Source organism: Haloarcula sebkhae (assembly GCF_014647415.1).
Lineage (GTDB): Archaea > Halobacteriota > Halobacteria > Halobacteriales > Haloarculaceae > Haloarcula > Haloarcula sebkhae.
The window spans coordinates 118125-131384 of the sequence record NZ_BMPD01000004.1 but is presented as its reverse complement, the minus strand read 5'-3'; the positions used below and the strand labels follow the sequence as shown (position 1 = coordinate 131384).

The following is a 13260-nucleotide window of genomic DNA, read 5'->3' as shown; positions in this document are numbered from 1 at the left end:
ACGTCAACACCAGAATGCGTACGTGGCAATCTCGCAGACTGTCTCAGACTGTTCCGGCGGGAGCGATGCTGTGGGCCAGAACACGGTAAAAAGGCGAGATAGCCACGTGTAAGTATCCCGCAGCTTGGCTGTGTCGTTACTCGTCGGTCTCGCGGCGGATCATGGCTGTCGCTTCGTACGAAATAACCAGCTCGTCGTCTTGATTCAGCCCTTCGTGGCGGGTTGTGATGAGTCCCCGGCTGGGATCGCTGTCGGAGGGTCGCTTGTTGATGATTTCAGTTCGTAGTCGTAGCGTGTCACCGGGCTGGAGCGGCTGATGCCAGCGGAGATCGTCGACGCCGACGCCAGCCTGAGTTGCCATGTCCTCGCTGTTCTCGACGTTGAGACGCATACAGATCGCGGCGGTCTGCCACCCGGAGGCGACTAGCCCGCCGAAGACGGAGTCTTTCGCTGCCTCCTCATCGGTGTGGAACGGTTGCGGGTCGTACTTCTCGCCGAACTCTACAATCTCGGATTTCGACACAGTGTATCCATCGGATTGTCGTACGTCACCAACCGAAACATCCTCGTAAAGTTTCATACGATCATGAACAGGGTGCACAAACAAAAAACCCGGCGCGACCACCGACAGGATGCATTTCCGCGGGTATGGCGGCAATACTGGATTTAGGAATTATTACACTGCATACGGGAGTCGCTGGCGAACGATGTGCAGGAAGCCAAAGTGGAAAAGAAAGCCCTCTCGGTGGAGACGTGTTCAGAACAGCAGCAGAATCAAGACGGGCGTACTTAGCTCGAACTCAACCGGTCGCTCCAGCTTCCACTCGTAACTACGACAGCAAGGGCAACAGTGCCCACCACAGCGATAAGTGCTCGGCCGCCGAGCCCCAGCGACATTCCGGCGAGCGACGCGAGCGTGTTCGTCAACAGGAACAGCACGACGACGGGGAGAACCCAGCTAACGGTCAGTAGCCACGGTCTGGCTACCCATTCGAAGCGATCGGTTCCAGCGCGGAACTCCGCCAGCGCTTCCCCACGGAGCAGCCAGCCCACGATGACAGTGAATGCGAACAGGCCGACGGTCAGCATGAGATCTGCGAGCGTGCCGGAGACGAACTGGAACACCGGGCTCGTGAGTGCCAGCCCGCTCCCAGTGGCCGCAAGCAGGACTGTGACCAGCACCGTTGCACGGCGTCGGGGGACGCCGAAGCTGTCGACGAGCGTTGCCACCGGCGTTTCGAGCAGGCTGATCCCGCTGGTCACCGCGGCCATCAAGACCGTCGCGAAGAACGCCGTCGCGACGAGTTCCCCGCCCGGCAGCGTCGCAAACGCCGTCGCGAGCGCGACGAACAGCGCACCGGGGCCGCCCTGTCCGGGGTCGACACCCTGGGAAAACAGCAGCGGAATGACGACCAGCCCGGCGAGGACACCGATGAACGTGTTCGAGACAGCGATAACCAGCGTATCTCGTGGAAGAGATGCGTTGTCGTCGAGATACGAGGCGTACGTCAGCATTACCCCAGCACCAAGCGAGAGGGTAAACAGCGCCTGGCCCGCCGCTGGCCCGATGACGCTCAGGAAGTTCGCGGCGAGGTAGTCGGCGTCGAAGCTGAGATAGAACGCGTAGCCGGCGGCCGTGCCCGGCTGAGTGGCCGTCCACACGGCGAGGCCGATGAGGATTATCACGACGCCAGGGAGCATCACTTTCGAGACGCGTTCGATGCCGTGGCTCACGCCGAAGAAGACGATTGCGGCGACGATACCGAGGAACAGCAGGTGATAAGCGACCGCTTCGAGCCCGAAGCTCATCGCCCCGAAGTACTGCTGGGGCTGCCCGAAGTATGCCCCGACCGGAGAGACCAGTGTGTAGCGAAGGATCCACCCGCCGACGACGGAGTAGAACGAGAGGATGACGAGGGTCGTCAGGACGTTGAACGCACCCAGCCACGATCCCCAGCGGGAGCCCGTGAGCGAACGAAGCGCCGCGGTCGGTGTCTGCCGCCCGCACCGTCCGAGGACGAACTCAGCGAGTAGTCCCGGGACGCCGATGCCGACGACGACAAGCAGGTACACGATGAGGAACGCGCTGCCACCGTTCCCGGCAGTGAGCCACGGAAACCGCCAGATGTTCCCGAGGCCCGCTGCACCGCCGACGGCGGCAAGTACAAAGCCGAGGTTCGATATCCATGAGTCACGATCGGACATTCGTGTACAGGTCTGTTCAGTGGGTACTCAAGTTCCTGTTGATTCGGTTGCTTCCGTGTAATTAGGAAGGAGTTAGCTAGCCGACAGTCCAGTATATCTCCGAACTGCTGTCAGTCGTTTCTACGGCGACCGCCTGTCGCTGGCGACGGATTCGAAAAACTGCGATGGCAGCCCGCCTCAGACCGCGAGATATTCCGCTATCGCGTCCTCGTCGGCAATCGTCGACGGGCCGAGTTCGTCGACGACTGTGCCACGCTCCATCGCGTAACAGCGGTCAGCCATCTCGCGGATGACCCCGAGGTTCTGCTCGACGAATAGAATCGTCGTCCCGAGGTCGTCGTTGATCGTCTGCATGTCCTGACTGATCTGGTCAACGATAGAGGGCTGGATGCCCTCAGACGGTTCATCGAGCAAGAGCAGGTCAGGGTTCGAGACCAGTGCGCGGCCGATGGCGAGCATCTGCTGTTGCCCGCCCGAGAGCGTGCCGGCTTCCTGGCTGGCCCGCTCTTCCAGGACCGGGAAGTAGTCGTATATCTGATCGTACAGCGTTTCGTCGCTGTCTGACCGGATGGTCTCGCCCATCTTGATGTTCTGCTCGACGGTTAGCTTGGGGAACACGTCGCGGCCCTGCGGAATGTAGCCGATACCGGCCCGGGCGCGTTCGTCGGCACTCGCGTGGGTTACGTCAGTGCCGTCGTAGCTGATGGTCCCATCGCTGGGCTCCAGCAATCCCATCACCGTCTTCAGGAGCGTCGTCTTGCCGACGCCGTTTTTCCCCATCACGCCGACGATTTCTCCTTCTTCGACGGAGAGGTCCACGTCCCGCAGTATCGGCGTTGTGTCGTAGGCTGCGGAAACTTCGTCGAGTTCGAGCATCACGACTCACCTCCCAGATATATCCGCTGGACCTCGGGGTCCGACTCTATCTCCTCGATCGGCCCTTCGCGGAACACCTCGCCGTTGTGCAGGACAGTCACTTCTTCGGCGATGCTCGCGACGAAGTCGGTGTCGTGCTCGATGACGACGAAGGCGATCCCTTGCTCCTCGTTGAGCCGCGTGATCCGCTCGGCGATTGCTTCCCGTTCGGCCACGTCAAGGCCGGCGACCGGCTCGTCCAGTAGCAGGAGGTCGGGTTCCAGCGCGGCGGCCATCCCGATTTCCAGTTGCTGTTGCTGCCCGTGTGAGAGCTGCCCGGCATCGACGTCCTCGTAGCCGGTGAGCCCCGCAACCTCGATAGCCTCGGCGACCAGCCGCCGTCGCTTCTCCCCGTCGGCGAACTGCTGGACGGGGAGCCTGACGTTCTCTCTGACACTCAGGTCACCGTACACGGACGGAACTTGGAATTTCATACTGATACCGCGAGAGACCCGCTCGTGTGGGTCAAGGTCGGTGATGTCGTGGCCGTTGTAGTAGATACTGCCGTCGGTCGCCTCGTACGAGCCGGTAATCAGGTTCAGCAGCGTCGACTTGCCAGCGCCGTTGGGGCCGATGAGACAGCGGAGCTCTCCCTCGGCGACCGAGAAATCCACGTCGTCGGTGGCAGTGAATCCGCCGAACTGCTTGACCAGCCCGTCGGTCTGCAGCAGCGTCTCCGTTCTGTCTCCCGTTGCCAGTTCCGCAGCGGTCTGTCGGACGTTCGGTCCGAGCGAGTCGACCTCGGATTCGGTTTCAGTATCACTCATTAATCACTCACCTCACTCGACGCGTCGGGTGCGTCAGCCCCGCCGGCTTCGCCCGGGCCGAGTCGAGTTTCGACAAGCTGCTCGTGGAGCCACGGAACGAAGCCACTCGGAAGGACCAGAATCGTCACCAGCAACAGGGTCCCAAGCAGGACCAGCGCCAGCTCTCCGGCCATCGAGATGCGGAGGTATTCGACGGCGAGCGTTGCAACGACGGCCCCGAGCAGACTCTTTCGGCCACCGATACTCACCCAGATGACCGGCAGCGTCGCGAACAGCAGCGAGAACACGGTGGGGTCGATGTAGACGTTCCGTGCAGCGTACAGTACGCCGGACAGGCCCGCCAGCGCTCCCCCGAGCGTGAACACGACGAACTTGACGCGAGTCACGTTGTAGCCGAACATCTCGGTTCGGTCCTCGTCCTCCCGGACAGCGACCATCACGCGGCCGTAGTCGGAGTTAACGAGGATACGCAGTCCGAGATACGTCCCGACCAGCAGGAGGAGGACGAGGTAGTAGAACGGGCTGATCTCGAACGATCCGATTCCGATAACCCGCATCGGGAACGGGTTGTACATGAACTGGTAGGAAGCCCCCTCGACGCCAAGCGTCAACACCGGAATGTCCGGCATTCCGTTGAAGCCGCCAAGCGCCGCCTCGCCGATAGCCCACTCGGACCCCGCGGTCTGGGCCATGAACGTGTGCATGACGATTGTCGAGACGAGCGTGATTATGGTGACGTAGACGTCTCGCACCCCGCCGTAGAACATGAAGTAGCCCAGTATCGCCGCGCTGACGCCCCCGCCGGCAATGCCGGCGACGACGGCAGCCGTGATACCGCCCGGGGTCGCGAAGTTGATCGAGACGACGCCGAACGTGTAGGCTCCGATGCCGAAGAAGACGACCTGGCCGAAGCTCAGCACGCCCGAGTAGCCCCAGACGATTGACAGCGAAAGCCCCAGCAAGGCAAGCACCATGAACAGCGACAGCTGTGAGCCGTCACCGAACGCTGGGTAGACGGCGAGCGCCGCCACGGCGACGACGAAGCCGACCCAGAACCCGCGGGACTCCCCTATCGTGTTCGGCCCCTCGAACCGACTCCGGAGCCGACTCGCGAGAGACCTGTTCGCCTCGCCGGTTGCACTATCTGTCGACATCTAGTCGCTCTCCTGTCTCCGTTGCCGCAGTTGTTCGATGAAGCCGGTGATGCCATCGGGAAGGAACCGGAGCGCGATGAGCGCGGCGACGAGCAGCGCGATACGACCGATGAACGTCCCGTAGAGGTTCGAGAACGTGGCCAGAATCGCCCCGAGGACACCACCCGACAGCGCAGTGCCGAGGACGACGCTCGGCCCCCCGACAACGACGGCAACGAACGCCTCAACCAGGAACTGGTCGCCCAGCGTCGGCTGCATCGTGATGACTGGTGCGAACAGCGCGCCCGTCAGCCCGGCCAACGCCGATCCGAACCCGAACGTCAGCATGTACATTCGGTCGGTGTTGACGCCCATTGCCTGTGCCGTTTCCTTATCCTGTATCGTCGCCCGGGCGCGCATTCCGAAGTCAGTCCGGGTGAACAGGTAATAGGTGGCCAGAAGCAGCCCGATGCTGACGCCGGCCAGGACGATCCGGTACGTCGAGTACGAGAACTCCCCGTACGAGATTGCGCCGAACGGCGTGGCTATCTGGTCGATTGAGTTGCCAAAGCGGATTCGGGCCCCCTGGGTCAGTATCAGGCTGAGTCCAAACGTGGCAACCATCGAATCAGCCAGACGGTCGTACAACGGTTCAATGATATCGCGGCCCAGGGTCTGTTGACTGATGTAATTGGGCCAGGCTCCGGAGATAATCACCCGCTCGGTCAGAATCCCGAAGAGGCCAGTGACCAGACCGCCAACGAGCATCGCCACGACGAGCGGGAGGCCGAGTTGCGTCACGGCCAGCGTCGCGGTGTAGGCACCGATGAGAATAAACTCCCCGTGTGCCAGATTGATGACGCCCATGATCCCGAAGATAATGGCCAACCCCGCCGCGGCGAGCACGATGAACGCGAAGCTGTCGAGGAACTGAAGTGCGAGGTTGATCCCGTTTACCATCCCTACTCGGCCTCCTCGTAGTAGTCCACCGGGGTGTACTGGGTCTGCTCCGGGTTCTCGGGGAGGTTACAGCCGGCCGTCTCCGAGAGGAACGTCTCGGGGATCTGGCGGTTCTCGACGGCTTCGACGTTGTGCTCGTCGTCGGCGCGCATGATCCACATGTGGTGGTCGACGTGGTGGGTCGCGCCGTCGAGACGGATCGTCTCGCCTTCCGGTACTTCAGGTGCCTCCTCGGTGCCGAGTTCGATTCCCGACTCCAGGGCATCGATGACTTCCGGCTGTTCGGTGGTTCCGGCCTGCTCGACGGCTTTCTTGTACATGTACGTCGAGAAGTAGTTGGTCTCGGCTTCCTCGTTGAGGTAGGGCGCGTCGGGGTACATCTCGAAGTACCGGTCGACGAAGCCACCGTCGCCCGTGTTGCTGTCGGTCGGCACCTCCTCCATGTAGTTGACGCCGGCGTAGATGTTGGCCATCGCCGGGGCGTCGAGCCGCCGGTGCTCGTACCCCTGTGCCATCGCCGTCGAGGTGCCGATGGGGATGTCGAGCCCGGCAGAGGCTTTCTGTTCGTAGAACGACGTGTGGTTCGCCCCGACGAGCATCGACATGACGAAGTCCGGGTCGGCCTCCTGAATCCGGTTGATCGTCGAGCCGAATGAAGACTCGCTCAGCGGAATGAACTCCTCACCGAGGACGTTCGCGTCGTTTTCGTTGGCCAGCACCTTCACCCAGTCCGCAGAGAGCTGGCCGAAGTTGTAGTCGGCCGCGATGGTGTAGATGTCCGGGCCGAACTCCTCAACCAGATATGGGAGCACGATACCGAGTTGCTGGCGGGCGGTCGGCCCGACCGCGAAGGTGAACTCGTCACAGACACCGCCCTCGTACTGCGTGGTGTAGAAGTAGAGCTGTTCGTTGCGGTCGATTATCGGACGGATGGCCTCCCGGGTCGCCGAGGAGTAGCCGGCCCATAGCGCGTCGACGTTCTCCTCGTTGATCGCCGTGCGGGTGAGTTCCTGATAGCGCTGATTGTCCGACTGTGGGTCGCGCTGGAACGTCTCGATTTGCTTCCCGTCGATACCGCCGTTGGCGTTGATTTCCTCGATAGCGAGCATCGACGCCTTTGCCTTCGGGTCGCCGACGAGGGCGAAGTTCCCGGACTGGTCCTCCAGCACCCCGATTTTGAGGGTGTCGGTGCTGCTTGCCGTGTCCGTGGAGGTCCCGCCTTCGCCGGCGGAACAGCCGGCGAGGCCGGTGACGAGTGCGGCCCCGCTCGCGCCGAGGAACTGTCGGCGGCTGAGAGGGGACCGACTCATGCTTTTACCTCCGATACGATGTATTTGCTATGGCTGTTGTGTCTATCATGATTGGCCATATTTCGTTCTTTATTCACTATATCCTGACATTCGTCCATGATTTCGCTCACAATGTTGCCGTCCGGGAGGTGGCAAATAAGGTTTGCCACTTTTATCTTATATTGTCCACCACACAGTCTTGACAGTATAAGGTCGTCAAAGGATATGACGAATAATCACCTGAGCCGATAGTATTAACGAGAATATTTAGATTTTTCCGCAATTTTGTTTCCTAATTGGTCGATGCGGCAAAAGCAGAGATTATGATAGTAATCTTGTCACATCGACTTGGCTCACCGCTGTCGGCGAGTTTTGCGTTCTCAGTCCGCAAATCACCCGTTATATTCTCGCCCGCGTCACAGGAGCAGTCCCCGTCGACACTGCCGACAGACTGGACGTGAGTCGTGTTGACTCCCGGAAGTAGGACAGTTCGATAGTCGAACCCCTTTATCTAGGTCTGAAACTTTAGCATTTAATCCGATTCTCGATATAGAGGCGTCACTTGCGCAGAGAGCAATCATTTTAGTATGTGTATTCAAAGAGGTGGGCAGATGATAGACAAACAGTCAGAAATCCTCGGGATGGTGGCGCGATGAGTGACGGACTCATGCCTGGCGAGGTCATCCCGGGCGAGGGGACAGTGTCGCTGAACGAAGGTCGGGAAACGACGGAAGTGACTGTCGGGAACACCGGCGATAGGCCCTCGCAAGTCGGATCGCACTTCCACTTCTTCGAGGCCAACGCGGCCCTAGAGTTCGACCGCGAGGCGGCCATGGGGATGCGGCTGAACATCCCTGCCGGGACGGCCGTCCGGTTCGAACCCGGCGACGAGCAGACGGTCGAACTCGTCGAAATCGGCGGGAAGCGCCGCGCTCATGGAATGAACGGATTGGTCAACGGGAGCGTCGACGGCGATACGAGCAACGCCGTCGAACGCATGCGTGCAGCAGGGTTCGGGGATACCGGCGAGGAAGCAACGGACGACGGCGACGCGGAGTCCGACCAATGACACGAGATATCGACCGCGAGAACTACGCCGAGCTATACGGGCCGACGACGGGCGACAAGATCCGACTGGGCGACACGGAGCTGTTCGCCGAAGTCGAAGAGGACCTGCGCACTCACGGCGACGAGGCGGTGTTCGGCGGCGGGAAGACGCTCCGCGACGGGCTGGGAATGGCTCCCGGCGTCACACAGGCAGAGGGCGCACTCGACTGGGTGCTGACGAACGCGACGATTATCGACCCGATACTCGGCATCGTCGCCGCCGACATCGGGATTCGAAACGGGGAAATCGCCGGCATCGGGAAGGCCGGCAACCCCGACACGATGGACGGCGTCGACATGGTCGTTGGCCCATCGACGGACGTGTATCCAGCCGAGGGGAAGATAGCGACCGCCGGCGGCCTCGATATCCACGTCCACTTCAACTCCGCCCAGCTCCACGAACACGCGCTGTCGGGTGGAATCACGACGATGTTTGGCGGGGGGTACGGCGGCGGCGCGACCACCTGTACAACCGGCCCTGAGAACGTCAAGCGGTTCCTGCAGGCCGCCGAAGAATGGCCAGTCAACGTCGGCTTCTACGGGAAGGGTAACGCCTCCGACCCCGGCCCGCTCCGCGAGCAGGTCGAAGCCGGTGCCTGTGGGCTGAAGCTGCACGAGGACTGGGGGTCGACGCCGGAGACGATCGACACCTGTCTCGAAGTCGCCGAAGACGAGGACGTGCAGGTGTGCATGCACACCGATACGCTGAACGAAGCCGGATTCCTCGAAAATACCTTCGGTGCCGTCGATGGGCGGACCATGCACCTGTTCCACATCGAGGGCGCTGGCGGGGGTCACGCGCCAGACATCATGGAGATGGTCGGCGAGCCGAACATGCTCCCGTCGTCGACGAACCCGTCGATGCCCTACACCGACAACACGTTCGACGAGCATCTGGACATGGTGATGGTGTGTCACCATCTCAACCCCGACGTACCGGAGGACGTGGCCTTCGCCGAATCCCGCGTTCGCGCGGAGACCATCGCCGCCGAGGACGTGCTCCACGACATGGGTGCGATCTCGATGATGACCTCGGACTCCCAGGCGATGGGCCGGATGGCCGAAGTCATCCCGCGGACGTGGCAGACGGCCTCGAAGATGAAATCCCAGCGTGGCCCGCTGCCCGAGGACGAAGGGACCGGCGCGGACAACCACCGTATCAAGCGCTATATCGCCAAATACACCGTTAACCCCGCTATCAGCGCCGGCATCGAAGAGCACGTCGGGACACTCGAACCCGGCAAGCTTGCCGATATCTGCCTGTGGGACCCCGCCTTCTTCGGCGTCAAGCCGGCGATGACGTTCAAGGGCGGCTTCCCGGTCCACTCGGAGATGGGCGAAGCCAACGGGTCACTGATGACCTGCGAGCCGATTCTCCAGCGCGAACGCGCCGGTGCGGTCGGCAAGGCCAAGCACGCCCTTTCGCTGTCGTTCGTCTCCCCGGCGGCCGCCGAGGCCGGCATCGACGAGGAGTACGGGCTTGACTCCCGTGTCGTTCCAATCGAGGGTGCGCGGACGCCCGGCAAGGACGACATGGTGCACAACAGCTACTGTCCGGACGACATCGAAGTCGACCCGGAGACCTTCGAGGTCCGGGTCGACGGCGACCACGTCACCTGTGAACCGTCTTCCGAACTCCCACTCGCGCAGCGATACATGCTATGAAACTTACAGCCAAAGAACAGGAGCGACTCACGGTCTTTACCGCCGCAGAGGTCGCGCGGCGCCGCAAGGAACGCGGCGTCCCGCTGAACCACCCCGAAGCCGTCGCCTACATCAGCGACTGGTGCATCGAACGCGGTCGTGACGGGCAGTCAGTCGCCGAAATCCGCTCCGGCGCGTCGAAGTTGCTCGGCCGCGAGGATGTGATGGATGGCGTCCCAGAGATGATTGATATAATTCAGGTCGAACCAGTGTTCCCCGACGGGACGAAACTGGTCACGGTTCACGACCCGATTCGCTCAGACAGCGTCGGGTCGGCCGACGACGAACCGACGGAATCAGAGGCGGCGACCGATGGTGGGGACTCGGCGGGGACAGACGAATGAGTCTCACACACCGCGACGTGGCGACGGTCGGCATCGGCGGCCCGGTCGGCTCCGGGAAAACGTCGCTACTGACTGCGCTCGTTCCCGAACTGCGCGACCAGGGGCTTGATGTGGGTGTCATTGCCAACGATATCCTCACACAGGAGGATGCCGATGTGCTCCGCGAGCGATTCGCCGGGGTCGTCCCGGAAGACCTCGTCGCCGGCGTCGAGACCGGCGCGTGTCCACACACGGGCATCCGTGAAGACCCGTCGATGAACCTCCAGCAGATAGATTCGTTCCTCGCCGAGCATCCGGAACTGGACCTCGTGCTGGTCGAGAGCGGCGGCGACAACCTCGCGGCGACGTTCAACCCCGAACTCGCCGACTACTCGCTGTACGTCATTTCGGTCGCGGAGGGCGAAGACATCCCTCGTAAACGCGGCCCGGGAGTCGTCGACTGCGACCTGCTCGTCGTCAACAAGACCGACCTCGCCCCCCACGTCGGCGTCGACCTCGACGTGATGGAGCGGGACGCGAATGAGGTTCGAGACGGCCCCGTCGTCTTCACCAACTGCAAGGACGAGACGAATATCGACGCGGTGCTGACACACGTCCGCGACGGGGTGCTGTTCGCCTGATGGCCGCCGACGCGCCCCATCCGGCGTTCGAGGGGTATGCGACCGAAGCGGTGCCACAGGCCGCCGTGGGGTCCCCCGGGAAAGACGGCGTGCTCGAACTGACCTTCGAGCGGACGGCTGAGGGAACGACCCTGGTCCACGACTACGCGACGGTCCCGTTCCACATCTCGGGAACGCTGGGCTACGACCCACTCCCCGAGGCCGATACCGTCTTCATCCAGTCGCCAACTGGCGGCGTCGCCCAGGGTGACCGCCACGACGTGTCGATAACCGTCGGGGACGAGGCCGTCGCACACGTCTCGACACAGAGTTCGACGAAAGTCCAGTCGATGACGTGTAACTACGCCGCCGCCGACACGACCCTCAGCGTCGGCGCTGGCGGTCACTTAGACTACGTGCCCGAGCCGACGATCCTCCACGCCGATTCCCGGTACCTGCAGGAACTGACCGTCGATCTGGCCCCCGGCGCGACTGCCGTTGTCAGCGACGTGGTCGTCCCGGGCCGTCTCGCCCGGGGCGAACGGTTCGAGTTCGAACGATACCTCTCCCGGGTGTGCGGGACCGGGCCCGACGGCCTCCTGTTCGAGGACGCGACCCACCTGACGCCCGAGGAGGAGGACCCCACGGCCCCCGGCGTTCTGGGCGAGTTCACTGTTTACGGGACGACGTTCGTTCTCGCACCGGACCATGACGAGGCCAGACTGAGCGACGCGCTCCACGCAGTCGTCACTGAGAGTGAGGCCCGGGCCGGCGCGACAGCGTTGCCGAACGGTGCCGGCGTCGCGGTCCGCGCCCTCGGCGACCGCGCCGAGACCGTCCAGTCGACGCTCCACGCGGCCTGGGACCACGCACGCACCGAGCTATTGGACGCGCCTGCACCGTCCGGGAGAAAGTACTGATGCTGGTCGCAGACACCTATCTCGGCCACCGCGAGGACGAATCCCTCGCCGCGGCCGTCGAAGCGGCTGACAGCGCCACTGTCGTACTCTCGGACACCGAGCGCCAGCGCTCGCGGGTCCGCACTGAGACGACAGCCGGCCGGGACCTCGGTATCGTGGTCGCCCGCGACCTCGCTGATGGCGATGTACTGGAAGCCGAGGACGGCACTCCCGTCGTCGTCGAACTCGCCGCAATCGAGGCCCTCGTGCTCGATTTCGCTGCCAGCGAGGTGTCGCCGACCGCGGCGCTGGAACTCGGGCATGCGGTCGGAAACAGACACTGGAACCTCGCGGTCCGCGGGCAAGAGGCCCTGTTTCCCGTAACCAACTCGAAGGAACGGATGGAGGCCACGGTCGCCGACCTGCTCCCTGCGGACGTACCGACACGATACGAGCACGTCCCACCGACGACGTTCGACGATGACGGCGTCGATCACACCCACGGTGACGGGACAGGCCATGGAGGTAGCGGTCACAGTCACGACGGGACCAGTCACACCCATGACCACGGCGTCCGTACTATTGACGGAGGGGACCAGTGAGCGACGCTGCGACGCTCGAATCGTTCCGCCTCGCGGATTCGTTCCTGCCAGTCGGGACCTACACCGTCTCGTACGGGCTGGAGCAGTTCATTCAGGACGACCGGGTCGAAGACGCGGCAGGCCTCGAAGCGCTCCTGTCGACGTACCTCCGACGGCAAGTCGGCCCCGCCGAACTCGTCGCGCTCCGGGCAGCACACGCCGCTGCGACCGATGGCGATATCGACGCAATCTGTCGGGCTGACCGGCGGCTTTCGGCCGTGACGCTGGCCGCAGAGTTCCGTGAGAGTGCCCAGCAGTCAGGCGACCGGTTGCTCTCGCTCCAGACCGACCTTCGTGACGAGACGACACTAGACAGGTACGCGGAGCGCGTTGACACCGACGAAACACCCGGGAACTATGCTGTTGTGCTCGGCGTCGTGACCGCGCTGGCCGACGTGGCCGTCCGCGAGGCCTGCTTGCTATGCTGCCACGGCTTCGTCACCGGACTGCTGGGCGCGGCTCAGCGTCTCCTCTCACTCGGCCACACGGATGCCCAGCGGATTCTGGACGAACTACAGCCGGTGATGACGGCCGTTGTCGAGGAGAGTGCTGACGGAGCAGTGGATGCGATGACGCCGTTCGCCCCACTGGTAGACGTGTTGGCCGCCGAGCACGAACGTGCGGAGCGGCGGCTGTTCGCCAGTTAATCCTCGTACGTTCGGGCGCAGCAGTACGAGCAGTCCCGTTCTCGAACCGA

The 13260-nt window shown here is 62.8% G+C and carries 14 protein-coding genes; 7 read left to right on the top strand and 7 right to left on the bottom strand.

What is annotated here, in order from left to right:
- Nucleotides 1-136: 136 nt before the first annotated feature.
- The 7 genes from IEY38_RS12975 to IEY38_RS12945 form a co-directional block, all read right to left on the bottom strand.
- Nucleotides 137-580, bottom strand: a complete 444-nt coding sequence (locus IEY38_RS12975; protein ID WP_188978410.1) for a MaoC family dehydratase — start codon at nt 578-580, stop codon at nt 137-139.
- A 209-nt stretch (nt 581-789) separates the two neighbouring features.
- Nucleotides 790-2205: a sodium-dependent transporter gene (locus tag IEY38_RS12970; RefSeq protein WP_188978409.1), complete on the bottom strand. Its 1416-nt coding sequence runs from the start codon at nt 2203-2205 to the stop codon at nt 790-792.
- Between the two features lie 177 nt (nt 2206-2382).
- The gene (locus IEY38_RS12965; protein ID WP_188978407.1) at nt 2383-3081 is read right to left on the bottom strand and encodes an ABC transporter ATP-binding protein; all 699 of its coding nucleotides are present in this window, start codon (nt 3079-3081) and stop codon (nt 2383-2385) included.
- Nucleotides 3081-3887, bottom strand: a complete 807-nt coding sequence (locus IEY38_RS12960) for an ABC transporter ATP-binding protein (protein WP_188978405.1) — start codon at nt 3885-3887, stop codon at nt 3081-3083. The genes IEY38_RS12965 and IEY38_RS12960 overlap by 1 nt, the downstream gene beginning before the upstream one ends.
- The gene (gene urtC / locus IEY38_RS12955) at nt 3887-5041 is read right to left on the bottom strand and encodes an urea ABC transporter, permease protein UrtC (protein WP_188978403.1); all 1155 of its coding nucleotides are present in this window, start codon (nt 5039-5041) and stop codon (nt 3887-3889) included. The genes IEY38_RS12960 and urtC overlap by 1 nt, the downstream gene beginning before the upstream one ends.
- On the bottom strand, nt 5042-5980 hold the full coding sequence (gene urtB, locus IEY38_RS12950; protein WP_188978401.1) for an urea ABC transporter, permease protein UrtB: 939 nt from the start codon (nt 5978-5980) through the stop codon (nt 5042-5044).
- A gap of 2 nt (nt 5981-5982) precedes the next feature.
- Nucleotides 5983-7290: an urea ABC transporter substrate-binding protein gene (locus IEY38_RS12945; RefSeq protein ID WP_188978399.1), complete on the bottom strand. Its 1308-nt coding sequence runs from the start codon at nt 7288-7290 to the stop codon at nt 5983-5985.
- Between the two features lie 631 nt (nt 7291-7921).
- Here IEY38_RS12945 and IEY38_RS12940 point away from each other — a divergent pair.
- The 7 genes from IEY38_RS12940 to IEY38_RS12910 are packed head-to-tail and all read left to right on the top strand — an operon-like array spanning nt 7922 to nt 13210.
- Nucleotides 7922-8338, top strand: coding sequence for an urease subunit beta (locus IEY38_RS12940; protein ID WP_188978397.1), 417 nt, complete (start codon nt 7922-7924; stop codon nt 8336-8338).
- Nucleotides 8335-10041, top strand: a complete 1707-nt coding sequence (gene ureC / locus IEY38_RS12935; protein WP_188978395.1) for an urease subunit alpha — start codon at nt 8335-8337, stop codon at nt 10039-10041. Before IEY38_RS12940 ends, ureC begins: the two co-directional genes overlap by 4 nt.
- Nucleotides 10038-10424, top strand: a complete 387-nt coding sequence (locus IEY38_RS12930; protein ID WP_188978393.1) for an urease subunit gamma — start codon at nt 10038-10040, stop codon at nt 10422-10424. The genes ureC and IEY38_RS12930 overlap by 4 nt, the downstream gene beginning before the upstream one ends.
- Entirely contained in the window at nt 10421-11044 is a 624-nt protein-coding gene (gene ureG, locus IEY38_RS12925) for an urease accessory protein UreG (RefSeq protein WP_188978391.1), read from the top strand. The genes IEY38_RS12930 and ureG overlap by 4 nt, the downstream gene beginning before the upstream one ends.
- A complete protein-coding gene (ureD, locus tag IEY38_RS12920; protein WP_188978389.1) occupies nt 11044-11943 on the top strand; it encodes an urease accessory protein UreD in 900 nt (299 codons plus the stop codon). The genes ureG and ureD overlap by 1 nt, the downstream gene beginning before the upstream one ends.
- Nucleotides 11943-12524, top strand: a complete 582-nt coding sequence (locus tag IEY38_RS12915; RefSeq protein WP_188978387.1) for an urease accessory protein UreE — start codon at nt 11943-11945, stop codon at nt 12522-12524. The genes ureD and IEY38_RS12915 overlap by 1 nt, the downstream gene beginning before the upstream one ends.
- Complete coding sequence (locus IEY38_RS12910; protein ID WP_188978386.1) at nt 12521-13210, top strand: urease accessory protein UreF; 690 nt, start codon at nt 12521-12523, stop codon at nt 13208-13210. The genes IEY38_RS12915 and IEY38_RS12910 overlap by 4 nt, the downstream gene beginning before the upstream one ends.
- Nucleotides 13211-13260 lie beyond the last annotated feature (50 nt).